This is a genomic window from Pseudonocardia lacus (genome assembly GCF_018531445.1).
Lineage (GTDB): Bacteria > Actinomycetota > Actinomycetes > Mycobacteriales > Pseudonocardiaceae > Pseudonocardia > Pseudonocardia lacus.
Map to the genome: position 1 here is coordinate 1 of NZ_JAHDTH010000082.1, position 18,229 is coordinate 18,229.

General features: G+C 74.2%; 18 protein-coding genes. 4 read left to right on the plus strand and 14 right to left on the minus strand.

The window, feature by feature from the left end; all coding sequences use genetic code 11:
* Nucleotides 1–1,034: PLP-dependent aminotransferase family protein (locus KIK08_RS18530; RefSeq protein WP_308257714.1), on the minus strand; the 1,034-nt coding region annotated here is incomplete at its 3' end.
* A 66-nt stretch (nt 1,035–1,100) separates the two neighbouring features.
* Here KIK08_RS18530 and KIK08_RS18535 point away from each other — a divergent pair.
* Entirely contained in the window at nt 1,101–1,880 is a 780-nt protein-coding gene (locus KIK08_RS18535; RefSeq protein WP_308257715.1) for an alpha/beta fold hydrolase, read from the plus strand.
* Nucleotides 1,881–1,914: 34 nt separating this feature from the next.
* On the opposite strand, the gene KIK08_RS18540 is transcribed toward KIK08_RS18535, so the two are convergent.
* The 10 genes from KIK08_RS18540 to KIK08_RS18585 all read right to left on the minus strand — a co-directional run bounded on the left by KIK08_RS18540 (nt 1,915) and on the right by KIK08_RS18585 (nt 10,309).
* A complete protein-coding gene (locus KIK08_RS18540) occupies nt 1,915–3,687 on the minus strand; it encodes an FAD-dependent oxidoreductase (protein ID WP_308257716.1) in 1,773 nt (590 codons plus the stop codon).
* Between the two features lie 221 nt (nt 3,688–3,908).
* Complete coding sequence (locus KIK08_RS18545; RefSeq protein ID WP_214404444.1) at nt 3,909–4,607, minus strand: hypothetical protein; 699 nt, start codon at nt 4,605–4,607, stop codon at nt 3,909–3,911.
* A gap of 13 nt (nt 4,608–4,620) precedes the next feature.
* Entirely contained in the window at nt 4,621–5,319 is a 699-nt protein-coding gene (locus tag KIK08_RS18550; protein ID WP_214404445.1) for a hypothetical protein, read from the minus strand.
* On the minus strand, nt 5,319–6,251 hold the full coding sequence (locus KIK08_RS18555) for an ABC transporter ATP-binding protein (protein WP_214404446.1): 933 nt from the start codon (nt 6,249–6,251) through the stop codon (nt 5,319–5,321). The genes KIK08_RS18550 and KIK08_RS18555 overlap by 1 nt, the downstream gene beginning before the upstream one ends.
* Nucleotides 6,248–6,610, minus strand: a complete 363-nt coding sequence (locus KIK08_RS18560) for a GntR family transcriptional regulator (RefSeq protein ID WP_214404447.1) — start codon at nt 6,608–6,610, stop codon at nt 6,248–6,250. The genes KIK08_RS18555 and KIK08_RS18560 overlap by 4 nt, the downstream gene beginning before the upstream one ends.
* Before the next feature lie 94 nt (nt 6,611–6,704).
* Nucleotides 6,705–7,352, minus strand: coding sequence for a hypothetical protein (locus tag KIK08_RS18565; protein WP_214404448.1), 648 nt, complete (start codon nt 7,350–7,352; stop codon nt 6,705–6,707).
* A complete protein-coding gene (locus tag KIK08_RS18570) occupies nt 7,349–8,200 on the minus strand; it encodes an ATP-binding cassette domain-containing protein (protein ID WP_214404449.1) in 852 nt (283 codons plus the stop codon). The genes KIK08_RS18565 and KIK08_RS18570 overlap by 4 nt, the downstream gene beginning before the upstream one ends.
* Before the next feature lie 63 nt (nt 8,201–8,263).
* Nucleotides 8,264–8,665, minus strand: coding sequence for a response regulator (locus tag KIK08_RS18575; protein WP_214404450.1), 402 nt, complete (start codon nt 8,663–8,665; stop codon nt 8,264–8,266).
* A gap of 144 nt (nt 8,666–8,809) precedes the next feature.
* Nucleotides 8,810–9,601, minus strand: a complete 792-nt coding sequence (locus KIK08_RS18580) for a GAF and ANTAR domain-containing protein (protein ID WP_214404451.1) — start codon at nt 9,599–9,601, stop codon at nt 8,810–8,812.
* A gap of 96 nt (nt 9,602–9,697) precedes the next feature.
* Complete coding sequence (locus tag KIK08_RS18585; RefSeq protein WP_308257717.1) at nt 9,698–10,309, minus strand: DedA family protein; 612 nt, start codon at nt 10,307–10,309, stop codon at nt 9,698–9,700.
* Between the two features lie 75 nt (nt 10,310–10,384).
* Here KIK08_RS18585 and KIK08_RS18590 point away from each other — a divergent pair, with 75 nt between their 5' ends.
* Nucleotides 10,385–11,488 carry a carboxylate-amine ligase gene (locus tag KIK08_RS18590; RefSeq protein ID WP_308257718.1) on the plus strand — a complete coding sequence of 368 codons (1,104 nt, stop codon included), beginning with the start codon at nt 10,385–10,387 and terminating at the stop codon, nt 11,486–11,488.
* A 4-nt stretch (nt 11,489–11,492) separates the two neighbouring features.
* Here the strand turns inward: KIK08_RS18590 and KIK08_RS18595 are convergent, their stop codons facing one another.
* From KIK08_RS18595 to KIK08_RS18605, 3 genes are all read right to left on the minus strand, one after another.
* On the minus strand, nt 11,493–12,233 hold the full coding sequence (locus tag KIK08_RS18595) for a cutinase family protein (protein ID WP_214404452.1): 741 nt from the start codon (nt 12,231–12,233) through the stop codon (nt 11,493–11,495).
* A gap of 199 nt (nt 12,234–12,432) precedes the next feature.
* Nucleotides 12,433–14,592 carry a 3-hydroxyacyl-CoA dehydrogenase NAD-binding domain-containing protein gene (locus tag KIK08_RS18600; RefSeq protein WP_214404453.1) on the minus strand — a complete coding sequence of 720 codons (2,160 nt, stop codon included), beginning with the start codon at nt 14,590–14,592 and terminating at the stop codon, nt 12,433–12,435.
* Nucleotides 14,593–14,614: 22 nt separating this feature from the next.
* Complete coding sequence (locus tag KIK08_RS18605; protein WP_214404454.1) at nt 14,615–15,835, minus strand: acetyl-CoA C-acetyltransferase; 1,221 nt, start codon at nt 15,833–15,835, stop codon at nt 14,615–14,617.
* 59 nt (nt 15,836–15,894) lie between these two features.
* Between KIK08_RS18605 and KIK08_RS18610 the strand changes: the two genes are divergently transcribed.
* Both KIK08_RS18610 and KIK08_RS18615 read left to right on the plus strand, forming a co-directional pair.
* Entirely contained in the window at nt 15,895–16,632 is a 738-nt protein-coding gene (locus tag KIK08_RS18610) for a MerR family transcriptional regulator (protein ID WP_214404455.1), read from the plus strand.
* A 141-nt stretch (nt 16,633–16,773) separates the two neighbouring features.
* On the plus strand, nt 16,774–18,033 hold the full coding sequence (locus KIK08_RS18615; protein ID WP_214404456.1) for a TetR/AcrR family transcriptional regulator: 1,260 nt from the start codon (nt 16,774–16,776) through the stop codon (nt 18,031–18,033).
* Nucleotides 18,034–18,229 lie beyond the last annotated feature (196 nt).

Consider the following 18,229-nt stretch of genomic DNA (forward strand, 5'->3'; position numbering starts at 1 on the left):
CGCTTGTCGCGCTCGATCGCGGCCACCTCGCCCGCCGCGACCCACCGGGTGGCCGCCTCGACGGCGAACGCCGTGGCCGCCCACCCGCCACCGCGCACCGCGGCGGCGATCCGGGCGACCAGCGCCGGCGGCGCCACCAGGTAGCCGAGGCTGAGGCCGGGGGCCACCCGCTTCGACAGGCTGTCCACGACGACCGTGCGCCCCGGCGCCCACGCGGCCAGCGGCGCCGGCTCCGGGCGCAGGAACGCGTTGACGCGGTCCTCGACGGCGGGCAGGTCGAGCCGGTCGAGGACGGCGGCGAGCTCGGCCCGGCGCCCTTCCGACATGGTCGTCCCGAGCGGGTTGTGCAGGGTGGGCTGCAGGTAGACCGCGCCGACCGGACCGCAGGCGGCGAGCGCGTCGGGCCGCATGCCCTCGTCGTCGACGGCGACGGGCACGAGGTCGACGCCGAGGCGGCCGGCGATCCCGCGGACCACCGGGTAGGTCAGCGCCTCGACGGCGAGCCTCCCGCCGGTCCCGACGAGCGCGCTGACCGCGGCGGCGACCGCCTGGCGGCCGTTGCCGGTGAACACGACGCCGTCGGGGTCGGGGCTCCACCCCGGCACGGACAGCACCTCGACGGCGCCCGCCCGGGCGGCCGCGGTGCCGCCGACCCCGACCGCCCGCAGCCCGGCGTCCAGCCCCCCGTCTCGGAGCAATTCCTGCATCGCTCCGACCAACCGCCCGGCCTGGCCGGGCAGGACGGGGAAGTTGAGTTCGAGATCGACCCCGGACGTCGAGGGCTCGGTGGGCACCGGCGCCGCGTCTCCGCGGCCGGCCCGCACGAACGTCCCCCGACCCACCTCGCCGACCACGACTCCCCGCCGCACCAGCTCGCCGTAGACGCGGGACGCCGTCGATACGGCGACGCCGTGCTCGCGCGCGAACCGGCGCTGAGTGGGCAGCCGGTCGCCGGGGCGCAGCCTCCCCGCCGCGACGTCGGCGGCCACCGCGTCGGCCAGGCCGCGGAAGTCCTCCATCATTGCTCCGAGCACATTGTCACCATTGAATTTGCAGAATGCTCGGATCAGGATCGGGGTGTCAACCCCGGAAGGACGCCCGTGCGCACTCTCGCCCTGACCACCGCCACCCTCGCCTACGACGACCTCGGCCCGGCCTCCGCGGAGCCGCCGTTGCTGTTCGTGCACGGCCACCCGTTCGACCGCTCGATGTGGCGCGGCCAGCTCACCCGGTTCGCGTCCCGCCGGTCCATCGCCCCCGACCTGCGCGGCTACGGCGCCAGCACGGGCGCCGTCGAAGGCTGGTCCGACCTCGCCGACGACCTGGTCGACCTGCTCGACGCGGTGCGGGTGCCGCGGGCGGTGGTCGTCGGGCTGTCGATGGGCGGCCAGATCGCCCTCGACCTCGCCGTCCGCCATCCCGACCGGGTGGCGGGACTGCTGCTCGCCGACACGACGGCCGCCGCCGAACCCGACGTCGCCGGCCGCCGCGCCGCCGCCGACCGGCTGCTGCGCGAGGGCATGGACCCGTACGCCGTGGAGAACCTCTACCGGATGGTCCGGCCGGGCTCGCCGGAGGGCGTCGCCGAGCACGTCCTGGCGATGATGCGCGAGACCGACCCGGTCGGCGCCGCGGCGGCCCAGCGCGCCCGCGCCGACCGCCCCGAGCTCCGGCCCGCCCTCGGCGCCCTGGACGTGCCGACGGTCGTCGTGGTCGGCGCCGACGACGCGTTCACCCCGGTCGCCGACGCCCGCGCCATCGCCGACGCCATCCCCGGGGCCGAGCTCGTCGTGATCCCCGGCGCCGCTCACATGCCGAACCTCGAACAGCCCGACGCCTTCGACGCCGCCCTGACCCACCTGCTGACCCGCATCCCCTGACCCCCCTCCCGGGATGCCAGGAGGGGCGGGACGGCTAGCGGGCGAGGATCTGGGTGAGGACGCGGGAGAGGTCGGCGGCCGGGTCGTCGGAGGCGCCGGCGGAGCGCCAGGCGACGTGCGCGTCGGGCCGGACCAGCACGCAGCCGGCCTCGTCGACCTCCCGCGCCCGCGACCAGTCCTCGTAGAGGTCGATGTGCTCGCGGCCGGGGCCGATCACGTGCGCGACCAGTTCGACGCCCAACTGCTCGGCGACCTTGCCGGCCGCCTCCGCCCACGCCTCCCCGGCGATGCCGGTGAGCAGGCTGAACCGGCCGCCGCCGACCAGGTCGTGGGTGGAGACCTTGCGCCCGTCGCCGGTGCCCAGCCAGGCGTGCGGCAGCCGGGCTCCCGGCCAGGTGGTGGGGTGGTAGTACAGCTCGGGGTCGCGGTCGAACGGGGGCTCGGGGGTGCCGTCGGGGACGACGGCGTTGGACGCGTAGCGCTGCCCCAGCTCGACGCCGTGCGCGTTGAACTCGTAGTCCTTGAGCTCCAGCGCCTTGCGCAGCGCCTCGCGCTGCGCGGCGGCCTGCGGGGTGTTGTCGGCGCGGGCGGCGATGTGCTGGTTCATGAGCTCGGGGTCGCCGCCGTCGACGCCGAGCGCGGCGAAGATCGGTCCGAACTCCTCGATGCTCTTGTTGGCCCGCAGCACGATCTGCTTGCCGATCGGGGAGCGCTCGGCGTCGTAGGAGTCCAGCAGTGCCTCGCCCGCGGTGCCGCGCAGCACGTAGGCGAGCTTCCAGGCCAGGTTGTAGGCGTCCTGGATGGAGGTGTTGGAGCCCAGCCCGTTCGACGGGGGGTGGCGGTGGCAGGCGTCGCCCATGCAGAACACCCGCCCGGCCCGGTAGCGGGTGGCGTACATCTTGTTGTTGCCCCACAGCGAGGTCGAGCGGATGGTCACCGCCAGCTCCGGGTCGCCGACGAGCTCGCGGACGATGCCGATGGCCATCTCCTCGTCGACGTCGGGCGGCGGCTGGGTGATGTCGTAGCCCCAGACGATCAGCCACTCGTTCCACGGCCGGACCATCCGGACCAGGCCCAGCCCGATGCCGCCGACGTCGCTGCCGGGCTGCAGCACCCAGTACAGGACGCTCGGCCGGTGCGCGACCAGGTGCGACAGGTCGGCGTGGAAGACGATGTTCATCGAGCCGGCGATGTCCATCCGGCCCTCGAACGGCAGGCCCACGTCGGCGGCGACCTGGCTGCGCCCGCCGTCGGCGCCGATCACGTACTTGGTCCGGATGGTGTACTCGCGGTCGGTGACCCGGTCGCGGACGCGCACGTCGACGCCGTCGTCGTCCTGGGTGAGGCCGATGTACTCGGTGTCGAAGCGGACCCGGCTGCCGCGGCCGGCCGCGGCCCCGACGATGATCGGTTCGAGGAACGTCTGCGGGATGTCGCAGTGCGACGACGGGCTGGCCAGGGTGTAGTCGGCGCGGCGGGCCGGGTGCGTGCCCCAGGTGCGGACGCGGCCGATCTCGTCGCCGGTGAGGCTGGTGCAGAACACGGTGTCGCCCATGAGCTCGTTGGGCGTGCCCTGGGCGATGACCTCGTCCTCGATGCCGAGGTCGCGGAAGATCTCCATGGTGCGCTGGTTGGTGATGTGCGCGCGCGGGGTGTTCGCCGTCCACCGGTACTTGGTGATCACCATGTGCTCGACGCCGAGCGACGCCAGCGCGAGCGCCGCGCCGCCGCCGGCCGGCCCGCTGCCGATCACCAGCACGTCGGTCTGCAGGTCCGCCGTTGCTCCGGTGGTGCCTGATGCGGTCACTGGAGGTGCCTCCAACGGGTTCTGTCGCCATTTCGCCACTACGACCTGCGGAGGCTAGTGCGTGATCGCCCTCCGGGGGCCGGGTGATCGGCGTTACCGCCTTTTGCCGCACCTCCGTAGGGCCGGACGCGCGAGAACCCGGGCCACGCGCGCCGCCCCCCGGTCGGCGCGCGTGGTCCGGGTCGATCGGTCGTGCGGGTCCCCGGCCCGCACGACCGGGATCAGGGCGTGGCGCGGCGCAGGACCAGCCAGCCGGCCGCGGCGAGCGGTACGGCCAGCGCCAGCGGGTAGCCGGTGCTCAGCGCGAGCGGCGGCTGGGCGGCGAGCCACGCGCCCACCGCCGACCACCCGTCGGCCAGGGTGACCAGCACCGCCGCCCCGCCGAGCACGGCGAGCACGGCCACGACCAGTGCGTAGACGCCGACGGTGGCCCACCTGGTGTAGAGGGCGCCGACGAGCGCGCCGACCATCGCCAGCACCACGATCGGGGCGCCGTAGACGAGCCAGTGCAGCAGCGGGTTCGCGGTCGAGCCCAGCTCGTCGAGCCGGAAGAGCGCCAGCCCCAGGCCCCATCCGTCGGTGGCCCACTCGACCAGCCGCAGCACCCCCAGCAGCGCGCCGTACCCGGCGGCGTCCAGCACCGCCAGCACGATCACGGCCACCGCGAACGCCCGCCGGGTGACGCCCATGCCCAGCACGAAGCGGAAGGTCTGGGTGGTGATCTGGATGTAGCCCAGGCCGACGGTGAGGTAGAGCGTCAGCATCACCGACGTGAAGGGGCTCTCGTCGCTGCTCATCCGGTTCACCACGAGCACCGCCATGTTGAGCAGCACGACCGCGCCGAAGCAGGCGAGCGGCAACACCATCCCGAAGCGGACGTTGTGCAGTTGGAGGCGCACGACGCCGAGCACCTGATCCACGGTTCCCCCCTCCCTACGGGATCGCCCGGCGGATGGCCAGCCAGCCCGCGCCACCCAGCAGCAGCGCCAGGACCAGCGGGTAGCCGGCGAACAGCGCCAGCGGGGTCTGCTCGGCGAACCAGCCGCCGAACGCCGGCCACCAGTCCTGCAGGGTGATCAGCACGACCGCGCCGGCCAGCCCGACGCCGAGCGCGATGGTCAGCGCGTACACCCCGGCCTGGCCCCAGCGCTTGAACACCACGCCGACGAAGACGGCCATCGCGGAGAGCGCGGCGAACGGCACGGCGTAGATCAGCCACTGCAGCAGCGGGTTGTCCACGACCAGGAAGGCGATCGCGAAGAACTTGATCCCGAGCCCCCAGCCGCCGCTCGCCTGCTCGACCACCTTGAGCCCCAGCAGCAGCGCGCCCGCGGCCGCGGCCTCGATGGCCACGAGCAGCGCCGTGCCGGCGTAGAAGGCGCGCCGGGTGACGCTCAGCCCTAGGGCGAAGGGGAAGGACTGCGTCATGGCCTGCAGGTAGCCCACGGCCACCGTGATGTAGATCGACAGCACCCCGCCGGTGGTGCGCCCGTCGGGCGGGATGATGTCGCCCATCGAGCCGAACAGGGCCAGGTTGAGCACCAGCACCAGGGCCAGGATGGCGACCGGCATGATCCCTATGAACCGCCAGCTGACCAGGTGGATGCGGACGACGGCGAGCGACTGCTTCATCACCGGCCCCCGTTCCCGTTGCCGGCCCCGACCGGTCCCCCGGTCGCCGCCCGCCGCCGGCCGCCCTCGTCGCCGCGGCCCTGCGCGGTGCGCACGACCAGCTGCTGCAACGAGACCGGCTCGAACGACAGCCCGCCCAGTTCCGGGCGCTCGGTCACGCCGCGGACGGTGGCCCGGGTCATCCCGCCGACGTCCTCGCGGTGCAGCACCTCGTGGCCGGAGACGAACGAGGTGACCACGCCCGACGGCCCGGACACCGTCACCGCGTCGCCGCGCAGCGTCTCGGCGTCGCCGTCGAGCAGGACGCGGCCGCGGTCGAGCAGCACGACGTGCTCGATGAGGTCGCTGACCTCGTCGATCAGGTGGGTGGACAGCACGACGGTGCGCGGGCGCTCGGCGTAGTCGGCGAGCAGCCGGTCGTAGAACAGCTGGCGGGCCACGGCGTCCAGGCCCAGGTAGGGCTCGTCGAAGATGGTCAGCGGGGCCTGCGCGGCGAGCCCGATCACGACGCCGACCGCGGAGAGCTGGCCGCGCGACAGCTTCTTGATCCGCCGGTCGAGCGGCAGGTCGAAGTCGTCGACCAGGTGGCTGGCGAAGGTCTCGTCCCACCCCGGGTAGAGCAGCGCGGCCGCCTTGAACGCGTGCCGGACCGCGAACCAGTCGGGGTAGCGCTGGCTCTCCTTGACGAAGCAGACCCGGCGCAGCACGCCGGCGTTCTCGTAGGGGTGCTCCCCGAACACCCGCACGTCGCCGGCCGTCTCGAACGCCTGGCCGGTCAGGATGTGCATCAGCGTGGTCTTGCCGGCGCCGTTGCGGCCCAGCAGCCCGTGGATCGTGTTCTCGGCGAGCTCGATGCTCACCCCGTCCAGCGCGGCCACCTCGCGGTAGCGCTTGGACACCCCGGTCAGCGAGACCGGGTTCGCGGCGCTCATGACGCCTCCCCCCACACGTCGATCAGCTTCTTGACCTGCTCGGCGTCCATGCCGAGCTTCTGCGCCTCCGCCATCAGCGGGGCCAGGAACTGGCGGGCGAAGTCCTCGCGCCGGCGTTCCAGCAGCTGCGCTCGGGCGCCTTCGGCGACGAACATGCCGATCCCCCGTTTCTTGTAGAGCACGCCGTCGGCGACGAGCTGGTTGATGCCCTTGGCCGCGGTGGCCGGGTTGATGCGGTGGAAGGCGGCCAGCTCGTTGGTCGACGGCGCCTGCGCCTCCTCGGCGAGCGTCCCGTCGACGATGGCGTTCTCGATCTGCTCGGCGATCTGCCGGAAGAGCGGCTGCCCGTCGTCCCTCATCCCGACCACCCGTCCCCGGGGTCAGTCGGTTCGTTACTCATGTAGGTAACCATGCAACCCAGGAGGTCGCGTGTCAAGAACGAGTGCCGAGCGGTCAGCGGCGGATGTCGACCCACCAGCTCAGCAGGGCCGCCCCGCCCACGGCGGACAGCCCCACCAGCGCGGGCCCCACCGGGACGCCACCGCCCGAGCTGAGCGCGTGCACCGCCGTGCCGACCGGCGGCAGCCAGGGCTGCACCGCCGTCACCACCACGGCCGTCGCGCCCAGGCAGAACGACCAGCCGACCCGGGCGACCAGCGGGCGCGCGCACAGCAGCCCCACGGCGGTGCCGGCGCTCGCGCACGCCAGGTGCGCGACCGCCCCCAGCACGAGCGTCGCGGGCGGGTACTCGTAGCGCCCGGTGACCAGCGGGAACAGCACCGCCACCGCGACCAGCAGCAGGTCGGCGACGAGCGCCACCAGCGCCGTCGCCGCCGCGACGGCACCCCGCCCGCCCGCGGCGCTCACCGTGATCGTGCGCTGCACCGGGTCCTCGACGTTCGCCACGACCAGCGCGACCCAGGCCGCGGTCGGGTAGATCGCCAGCGCGGAGGCCGCCCACGGGGTGGGCGGCGGCCCCGGGTCGCCGCCGAACAGCACCCCGAGGACCGCCAGGAACGCCACCACGGGCAGCAGCACGCGCAGCTCCCCGACCAGCAGCGCGAGCAGGTAGCGGGCCGCGGCCGACGTCCGACCGATCACGGACCCCGCCGCACGCCGACCACCGAGCAGCCCATCGCCAGTGCCGCGGCCAGCAACGCGTCGCAGCGGGCCGCCGGCAGCCGCAGCCCCAGCAGGCCGTCCTCGTCCCAGGAGTCGGCGACCGGCGGCAGCGCGGCCAGCGCCGCGGCCGGCGCGGAGGGGCAGCGCAGCAGGACCGTGGCCCAGGTGTCGGGCTGGCCGCGGGGGACGTCCTCGGGCTCCAGCAGCCCGCCGGACAGCCGGTACGTGCGCGCGCCCGCGAGCTGCCCGGCCCGCCCGGTGTGGTCGGCGACCAGCAGCGGACGCCCGGCGCCCACCCAGCCGGCCAGCTCGCGCCCCAGCGCGACGGCGGCGTCGGCGTCCAGCGCCGTCCACGGCTCGTCGAGCACCAGCAGGGGCGGCTCGCCGGGGTCACCGGGGGCGTCGGGGCCGGCGCAGGCCAGCGCCCGGGCCAGCCCGACCTTCTGCAGGTTGCCGGTGGACAACGCGACCAGCGGGCCGGCCCGGTCGCCGGTGAAGCCGAGTGCGTCCAGCACGGCGGTGGCGGTGGTGGGGCCGGCGGCACCCGCGCCGTGCATGGCGGCGTGGTGGCGCAGGTAGGCCAGCACGGTCATGCGGGCGGGTGGTGGCGCGGCCTGCGGCAGGTAACCGACGACGGGCGGGCGGCCGCGGACCCGTCCGGCGGTGGGCGAGGCGCAGCCCGCCGCGATCCGCAGCAGGGTGGACTTGCCCGCCCCGTTGCCGCCGACCAGGCTCACCGGCTCACCGGGCGCGACCTCCAGGTCGACGCCGGCGAGGACCTCACCGCGGCCGCGGTAGCGCTTGCGCACCCCCGCCAGCCGCACCACGCGGCCATGCTCCCGCACGGTGCGGGACCGCGAGCCGCTGGGTCGCGGGGCGGGCGCGGAGGGTCAGACGGCGGCCGCGGCGGCGAGGTCGGCGACCCGGTTGAGCAGCTCGGTCGGCCCGAACGGCGTGGCCAGGAAGGCGTCCGCGCCGGCCTGGAACGCCGCGACCCGGTCGGTCCGCGACCCGACGGCCAGCGTGGGCACCGCGGCGTCGCGCACCCGCAGCACCTGCACCAGCTCCAGCGCGTCGCGGCTCATGTCGGTGATCAGCACGTCCGGCCGGACCGCCGGCAGCACGGCCAGCGCCTGCGCCGGGGCGGCCACCGCGGTGACCTGCAGCCCGGCCGCCCGCATGGCCGCGGCCATCGCCCGGCGGCCGTCGTCGTCGCCGTCCACGAGCAGGACGCGGGATGCCGCCCGGGGACGGGCGGCGGGGCGGTCGAGCAGGACGGTCGAGACGGTCATCGGGGTCTCCCGGTTCGGTGCCGATGGGGTGGATCGGTGCTTCTGTGATCCACCCTGTCCGCGCCACCTGAGAGGAAGCCGTGAGCCGTCTGGTGATCGGGTGAGAGGGTCGTGCGGCTCCGGTGAAGATCGGAGCCGGAACGGTCAGATCTCCGCGCGCCGCTCCACGAGCGTCTGCGCCACCCGCGACAGCTTCACGTTCAGCGCCTGCGACGCCCGGCGCAGGATGTCGAACGCCTCGTCGGCCGACACGCCGCGGCGCTCCATCAGGATGCCCTTGGCCTGCCCGATGACGTCGCGGCTGCTGATCGCCTCGCGCAGCTGGGCCATCTCCAGCTCGGCCGAGGTGTGCGCCATGCTCGCCCCGAGCGCCGTGGAGGCGTGCGCGGCGAGCACGAGGGCGAGGTCGCGGTCCAGCTCGTCGAGGCCGCCGGCCACCCGGGAGTAGATGTTGAGCGCCCCGTAGCGCGGGGACTCGCCGCCGGGGAACAGGCCCACCGCGAGCACGCTGTGCACGCCGAGCGCGGCGGCCTCCGGGCCGAACCGCGGGTACTCGCGGCCGGCGCCGAGGTCGGCGGAGAAGGTCACGGCCGTGCCGGGCGTGCGGGTTGCCTCCACGCACGGGCCCTCGTCGAGGCGGTACTGCACCTGGTCGAGCGCGTGGGCGAGCTCGTCGGTGCGGGCCGGGGTGTGGAAGCCGCCGTTCGCGCGCAGGGTCACGCTGACCAGGTCGGCCCCCGGGACGGCGGCCAGCGCGGCCTCGCAGACCCGGCTCAGCACGCCCTGCACGGTCGTCGCGCCGGCCAGGTTCGCCGCCAGCCGGACGAACTGCTCGGCGAGCGGCCCGACCGTCGCGGCCAGGTCGTCGACACTGCCGTTCGGGGGGACGACGGCGAACCGCAGCCTGTCCTCGCCCCACTCGTGCTCGCTCGCCACGTGCCCGCCCGCTGTCCGTCCGATAGGCCGCGCGGAGCTTCGCCCGTGCGGGGCCCGGAAGGCAAGCCCGCGGCGCCGAGCAGCCGGGCCGGACGGTCAGTCGGCGGCGGGCTCGCGGCTGCGCACCTTGCGCACGACCAACCAGATGAGCCCGATCACCAGCAGCCCGATGACCACGTAGCTGACCGGCCCGAACCACTGCTCGACGTCGCTCCACCGCTCGCCGAGGATCCAGCCGAGCGCGACGAACACGGCGTTCCACACCCCGCTGCCGATCGTCGTCAGCGTGACGAACTTGACCAGGCCCATGCCGACGACCCCGGCCGGGATCGACACCACGCTGCGCAGGAACGGCACGCACCGGCCGAGCAGCACCACCTTGCTGCCGTGGTTCTCGAAGAAGTCCTGGCCACGCTCGAGGTCGTTCTGGCTGGTGATCACGAACCAGCGGTGCCCGGCGAGGCGGTGCAGCCGGTCGTAGCCCAGCCAGGCGCCCAGGCCGTAGAGGAGCAGCGCGCCGACCACGGAGCCGGCCGTCGACCACACCCACACCGCGACGACGTTGAGCGCGCCCGTGCTGGCGCGGAAGCCCGCCAGGGGGAGCACGACCTCCGACGGGATCGGGGGTATCAGGTTCTCCAGCAGGATCAGCAGCCCGACGCCCAGCGAGCCCATGCGGTCAACGATCGAGAACACCCAGTCGGCCACCCGCCCAGATTGCCCGATTCGGCCGGCTCTCAACCCCGGGGTTCACCGGGCGTCGACTTTGGGCACTATCTGCCCGTGCGAAGCGTGGGGGTCGAGGAAGAGTTCCTGCTGGTCGATCCGGAGACGGGCGCTCCGGTCGCGATGAGCGGCGCGGTGCTCGCCGAGGCGGAGCGGGCCGGGGAGGTCGAGGACGAACAGGGCGCGGGCCTCACCAAGGAGCTGCAGCGCGAGCAGCTGGAGACCGGCACCCGGCCGTGCACCGAGCTGGACCAGCTCGCCCACGAGCTGCGGGCCGTGCGCTCGGAGGCGATCGCCGCGGCCGCCGACGCCGGCGCGGGCCTCGTCCCGCTGGCCACCTCGCCGCTGCCCGTGGAGCCCACGCTGACGCCGTCGCGGCGCTACTACGAGATGGCCCGCCGGTTCGGCCTGACCGTCTCCGAGCAGCTCACCTGCGGCTGCCACGTGCACGTCGCGATCGACTCGCCCGAGCAGGGCGTGGCCGTGCTCGACCGCATCCGGCCCTGGCTGGCCCCGCTGATCGCGGTCAGCGCGAACTCCCCGTTCTGGCAGGGCGAGCAGTCCGGCTACGCGAGCTTCCGCAGCCAGGTGTGGACCCGCTGGCCGTCGTCGGGGGTCTACGAGGCGTTCGGGTCGGTGCAGGGCTACCAGGAGTTCGTCGACACCGCGCTGGCCACCGACACCCTGCTCGACGAGGGCATGCTCTACCTGGACGCGCGGCTGTCGCGCACCCACCCGACCGTCGAGATCCGGGTCGCCGACGTCTGCCGCGACCCCGACGACGCCGTCCTGGTGGCGGGGCTGGTCCGCGCACTGGTGGAGACCGCGATCGACGAGTGGGAGGCCGGGACGCCGCCGCGGGCCGTGCGGACCGAGGTGCTGCGGCTGGCCACGTGGCGCGCGGGGCGCGACGGGGTGGACGGCGTCCTGCTCGACCCCCGCGACTGGCGCCCCGCCCCGGCCGCCGTGGTGCTCGGGGCGCTGGTGGAGCACGTGACCCCGGCGCTGGAGCGGACCGGCGACCTGGTCACGGTGCGCGAGCTGCTGCAGGCGGTCCTCGACCGCGGCCCGGGCGCCACCCGCCAGCGCGCGGTGTTCGCCCGCACGGACTCGCTGGCGAAGGTCGCCCTCGACGCCCTGCCGGGGGTGGCCGGGACGTGAGTGGTCAGCCCAGCAGCTCGGCGACCGCCTCCACGGCCTCCTGCCGGTCGGCGCCGTAGCGGAAGTGCCCGGTGCCGGCCGAGCCGCGCTGGCAGAAGTTGTCGTCGCGGTTGCAGAACGAGACCACCGAGTCGGTGAGGTCGCCGAAGGCGCCGGTTGCGCGCGGGAAGATGCCGTTGGTGCCGACCCGGAAGCTGCCGGTAGCGAACGGCTCGCGGCTGGTGAACGCCGGGTCGCCGAACATCGCGATGGCGCCGATCCGGTCGGCCGCCGGCACGTCCCCCGAGGCGATGGTGTCGCCGATGACGTCGGCGCCCTGGGAGTAGCCGATCAGCACGAACTCGGTGCCGGGGCACTCGGCCGAGGTCTGGGCGAGCCGCGCCCGCAGCGCCCGCACGCCGGCGCGCTTGCTCTGCTGGTAGGCGAACGACGCCGGGTAGACCAGGTCGTGGGTCCGCACCGTCTGGTCGAGCTGGTCCTGCAGCGCGGAGGCCAGCGGGCCGGCGACGATGCCGCCGCCCTGCCGCTCGGTGGTGCCGCGGACGGCGATCGTCTCGACCTCCGGGCAGCCGTTCGCGGGCGCGTCGGCGACGAGCCGCGGGGCCGCGACGACAGCGGGGGCGGGGGCGGGGGCGGTCGGAGCCGCGGGGAGGCCCACGACGGCCAGCGTGCCGACGCCGATGGCGACGGCCACGCCGGTCACGAGGGTGGCGAGGCGACGCCGGGGGTGGGGGGAGCGCTTCATGCGGGGTGACCTGCCTTCACGGTCGAGCCGCCGCACCTGATGCGGCGGGCCCTACCGAGAAGTACGCACCACCACTGCAGCTTTCTCAGCGGCGTCCCCGGCGATGGCGGCCATGCGCCCCTCCATCACGAACGTGTAACGCCGGCGGGCCGCGTTCCGATGGCGCACGGAAGGCGGCCCGCCGGCTGCTGCGGACGGATCAGGCGGCGGTCGCCTGAGCGGCCCTGGACCGCAGGCTGTCCGGCACCCGGAAGCGCTCGCCGTACTTCTCGGCCAGCTCGTCGGCGCGGGCCACGAACCCGGCCACGCCGCCCGGGTAGCCCTCCACGTACTGCACGACGCCGCCGGTCCAGGCCGGGTAGCCGATGCCGAAGATCGAGCCGATGTTGGCGTCGGCGACGGCGGTCAGCACGCCCTCGTCGAAGCACTTGGCGGTCTCGATGGCCTCGATGAACAGCATCCGCTCGGAGAGCTCGTGCACGTCGACGTCGTGGTTGGTGGCGCCGAACCGCTCGCGCAGCCCCGGCCACAGCCGCGTGCGCTTGCCGTCGACGTACTCGTAGAAGCCCGCCCCACCGGACTTGCCGGGCCGCCCGGCCTCGACCAGCCCGTCGATGATCCGCTCCGACGGGTGCGCCTCCCAGGTGCCGCCGGCCGCCTCGACCGCGGCCTGCGCCTCCTTGCGGATCTTCTGCGGCAGGGTCAGCGTCAGCTCGTCCATCAGCTGCAGCACCGGGGCCGGGTAGCCGGCCTGCGAGGACGCCTGCTCGACGGTCTGCGGGTCGATGCCCTCGGCGACCATCGCCACGCCCTCGTTGATGAACGTGCCGATGACCCGGCTGGTGAAGAACCCGCGGCTGTCGTTGACCACGATCGGCGTCTTGCGCATCCCGAGCGTCACGTCGAACGCCTTGGCCAGCGCGGCGTCCGAGGTGCGCTCGCCGCGGATGATCTCGACCAGCGGCATCTTGTCCACCGGGGAGAAGAAGTGCAGGCCGATGAAGTCGGCCGGACGCTCGACGCCCGCGGCCAGCTCGGTGATCGGCAGCGTGGAGGTGTTCGAGCACAGCAGCGCGTCGGGCTCGATGACCTTCATCGCCTCGGCGAAGACCTGCTGCTTCAGCTCGACCGACTCGAACACGGCCTCGATGACGATGTCGCAGCCGGCGAGGTCGTTGTAGTCGGCGGTCGGGGTGATCCGCGCCAGCAGCGCCTCACCCTTCTCCTGCGTCGTCCTCCCGCGCTTGACGCCCTTGGCCACCAGCGCCTCGGAGTAGGCCTTGCCCTTCCGCGCGGCCTCCGCCGTGACGTCCTTGAGCACGACCTCCCAGCCGGAGAGCGCGCAGGTGTAGGCGATGCCCGCGCCCATCATCCCGGCGCCGAGCACGGCGACCTTGCGCGGCTGCCACTGCTCGTGGCCGTCGGGGCGGGAGCCGCCGCCGTTGATGGTCTGCAGGTCGTAGAAGAAGGCCTTGGTCATGTTCTTGGCGACCTGGCCGGTGACCAGCTCGACGAAGTAGCGGGCCTCGATGCGGAACGCCGTGTCGATGTCGACCTGGGCGCCCTCGACGGCCGCCGCGAGGATGTTGCGCGGCGCCGGCATCGGCGCGCCCTTGAGCTGCTTGCGCAGGTTCGCCGGGAACGCCGGCAGCAGGCCGGCCAGCTGCGGGCTCGACGGGGCCCCGCCGGGCATCCGGTACTTGGGCTTGTCCCACGGCTGCGCGGCGTCGGGGTTGGCCGCGATCCAGGCCCGGGCCTTGTCCAGCATCTCCTCGTGCGACGACGCCAGGTCGTCGAGGATCCCGACCTCCTTCGCCGCGGCCGGCTTGTGCCGCTGGCCCTGCGAGAGCACGTTCAGGAAGCCGTTCATGATGCCGAGCATCCGGGTGATCCGGACGACCCCGCCGCCGCCGGGCAGCAGCCCGAGGGTCACCTCGGGCAGGCCGTAGACGACGCCGGGCGCGTCCAGGCCGATGCGGTGGTGGGCGGCCAGGCCGATCTCCAGGCCGCCGCCGAGCGCGGTGCCGTTCATGGCCGCGACGACCGGGCGGCCCAGGGTCTCCAGCCGGCGCAGCTGGTTCTTGATCGTCATGGACTGCTCCATGACGGTGGGGGCGTCGGCGGGGCCGGCCTTGCTCATCGAGTCGAGGTCGCCGCCGGCGAAGAAGGTCTTCTTGGCCGACGTGACGATCACGCCGGTGATGTTCTCCTTGTCCGCGACGAGCGCGTCGACGCACTCCCCCATCGCGGTCAGGTACCGGTCGTTCATGGTGTTGGCGCTGCGGCCCGGGTCGTCGAGGGTGACGACGACGATCCCGTCCTCGCCCTTCTCCCAGCGGACGGCCTTCTGCTCGGTCACTAGTTCAAGTCCTTCCGGGGGATCAGACGCGCTCGACGACGGTGGCGATGCCCATGCCGCCGCCCACGCACAGCGTGGCCAGGCCGTAGCGCAGGTCGCGGCGCTCCAGCTCGTCGATCAGCGTGCCGAGGATCATGGCGCCGGTGGCGCCGAGCGGGTGGCCCATGGCGATCGCGCCCCCGTTGACGTTGACCTTGTCGGGGTCGAGGTCGAGGTCGCGCATGAACCGCAGGGCGACCGCGGCGAACGCCTCGTTGATCTCGAACAGGTCGATGTCGGAGACGCTCAGCCCGGCCTTGGCCAGCGCCTTGCGGCTGGCCGGGGCGGGCCCGGTGAGCATGATGGTCGGGTCGGCGCCGGACAGCGCGGTGGAGACGATCCGGGCGCGCGGGGTGATCCCGGCGGCCTTCCCGGCGGCCTCGGTGCCGATCAGCGTCAGCGCGGCGCCGTCGACGATGCCCGACGAGTTGCCGGCGTGGTGCACGTGGTCGATCGCCTCGACCCAGTGGTAGCGCTGCAGGGCCACCGCGTCGAAGCCGCCCTGGTCGCCGATCATCGCGAACGACGGCGGCAGCGTGCCCAGCGCGTCGAGGGTGGTGCCGGCGCGGACGTGCTCGTCGCGATCGAGGACGGTGATGCCGTTGCGGTCCTTGACCGGGACGATCGAGCGGGCGAAGTAGCCGTTGGCCCAGGCCTTGGCCGCGCGCGTCTGCGACTCGACGGCGAAGGTGTCGACGGTCTCCCGGGAGTAGCCCTCCAGGGTGGCGATCAGGTCGGCGCCGATGCCCTGCGGCACGAACCCGGTCTGGTAGCTGGTCTCGGGGTCCATCGCCCAGGCGCCGCCGTCGGAGCCCATCGGCACCCGCGACATCGACTCGACACCGCCGGCCAGCACCAGCTCCTCCATCCCGGAGCGGACCTTCTGGGTGGCGATGTTGACCGCCTCCAGCCCGGACGCGCAGAACCGGTTGATCTGCACGCCGGCCACGGTGTGCGGCAGGCCGGCGGCGATGGCGGCGGTCTTGGCGATGTCGCCGCCCTGGTCGCCGACCGGCGAGACGACGCCGAGCACGACGTCGTCGATCGTGTTCGGGTCGAGCCCGGGGAAGCGCCTCCGCAGCTCGTCGATCAGGCCGACGACCAGCGAGACCGGCTTGACCTCGTACAGGGAGCCGGAGGCCTTGCCCCGGCCGCGCGGCGTGCGGATGGCGTCGTAGACGTATGCCTCGGGGATCCCACTCATGCACCTTTGTTACAGCAGCACTGTCACATAGGTCAAGGATCCGCGTACGCTGCCCCACCATGGCCGCAGTACCCACGCCACCGGCGCCCGACGAGGAGCTGCTCACCGTCGACCAACTGGCCGAGCGCACCGGCATCACGGTGCGCACCATCCGCTTCTACGCCGGGCGCGGGCTCATCCCGCCACCCACGCTGCGCGGGCGGACCGGCCTCTACGGGCCCGACCACGTCGCCCGGCTCGGCCTGGTCAGCGAGCTGTCCGCGCTCGGGTTCACGCTGGCCGCCATCGAGGGGCACCTGCGCGCGCTGCCGGCCACCGCGGGCGCGGAGGAACTGGCGCTGCGCCGGGCCCTGCTCACGCCGTGGGCGACCGAGCAGGCCGAGGACGTCGACGCGGCCGAGCTGGAGCGCAGGGCCGGGCGGGCGCTGAGCGCCGAGGAGGTCGACGCGCTGGCCGGGCTCGGCGTCCTGGAGCGCGTCGAGGGGGGCGTCCGGCTGCGCGGCCCGACCTCGCTGCACGAGGGGATGGCGCTGCTCGACTCCGGCCTGCCGATCGAGCTGTGGACCCGCGCCCACCGCATCGTCGAGCGGCACACCGCGGCCATGGCCGAGGAGCTGATGGAGCTGTTCCAGGCCGAGGTCCTGCAGCCCTACCGCGACCGCGGCCGCCCGCCCGCCGAGCGCGGCCGGCTCGCCGCTGCCCTGCAGCAGCTCAAGCCGATCACCGTCGGCGGGGTGGTCACGGCGTTCGGCCGCGCCGTCAACCGGACGATCCGTGACAGGTTGGGCGAGCGGTAGCCTCCGCGCATGGCCGCGCCGCGGGGCCCCACACCCGTCGGCGCCGTGGTCGAGGACCCGTCCACGGTGCGCCACCCGACCTGATCGCGGCCGCGCCGGCCGGACCGGCGCCGCCGCGGCAATGCCTCACGAGCGGTGACGATGACCGAGACGACCACCCACCCGGCCCTGCCCCGGCTGCCCGAGCTGGCCCCCGCACCCCGTGAGCCGGTCGGCGGGCGCAGCGGGCGCGCCGAGCGCACCCGGACCGCGATCATCGACGCCACCCGCGCGCTGTTCCTGGGGCGCGGCTACGCCGCCACCAGGATCAGCGACATCACCGCGGCCTGCGGGATCTCCCGGGCCGGCTTCTACACCTACTTCCGCGACAAGCGCGACATCTTCGTCCTGCTCGGGGCGGCCGCGTACCGGGACATGCTCGACACCGTCGCGCTGTGGGACCCGCTGCCCTCCCCCGCCGGCACCGCCGACGTCGTCGGCTGGGTGCGCGCCTACCTCGGCTACATGGACCGGCACGGCGCCTTCCTGCACGCCTCCAGCTGGTCGGCGCCCGATGACGAGCAGGTCCGCTCCGGCACGCGGCGCATGCACATGCGGGTGGTGTTCCAGCTCGGCATCCGGCTGCGCGCCCGCCAGACCCACCCGACCACCGCCCCGGAAGCGCTGGGCCTGGTGGTGCTCGCAATGCTCAACCGCAGCTGGTACGGCAGCCGGGTCACCCGGCTGCCCGTCGACGACGCCGACATGGTGCGCACCGCGGCCGCACTGATCCGCTCCTGCCTCGCCGCCGAGCCGGCCGTCGACGCGGGCCCGGGCCCCGACCGCGCCCCCGCCCCGCGCCACGGCGACCCGGTCCTCGACGCCGCCCGCGGCCTGTTCGTCCGCCGGGAGTTCCGCGACCTGGCCGTCGCCGACGTGCTCGCCACGTGCGGCATCGACCGGGCCGAGTTCACCACCCGCTTCGGCGGTAGCACCGAGGCCCTGTTCCTGGCCACCGGCACGGCGTCGCTGCAGGAGGTCCTGGAGTCGATCGACGGCTGGGACCGGCTGCCCCGGCCCTGCTCGCCCGCCGACATCGCCGGCTGGGTGGACGACTGGTTCGCCGTCCTGGACCGGCACGGGATCTTCGTCTACCTGTTCGCGCTCGCGGTGCTGCCCGGCACCGAGTGGACGGCGATGGGGATGCGTGGGCTGATGAAGGTGGCCTGGGCCCTCGGCACCCGCCTGCGCTCGCGCCAGGAGGTGCCCACCGTCGCCCCCGACGCCCTGGGCCTCGCGGTGCTCGGCATGGTCAGCGACACCTGGGCCCACTCCCGCGTCGAAGGCCTGCCCGTCCGGCACGCCGACCTCGTCGCGACCCTCGCCGCCGCCCTGCACGACCTGCTCACCACCCGCCCCTGACCCCACCCCGCACACCCCCCCCCCGCCGTCACGCACACGCCACGGCGTGTTCGTGGCGCCCTGGCGATGTGCGTCGGCGCTCGGGGGTCCTCGCAGACGCAGTCGCGTCGCGCAGCCCCGGGTGTGTCGTCGCAACGCGCCGGCGGGCTGCGCCACCCACCCTCAGGCTGCGACGCCCACCACTGCCGGGAGCCAT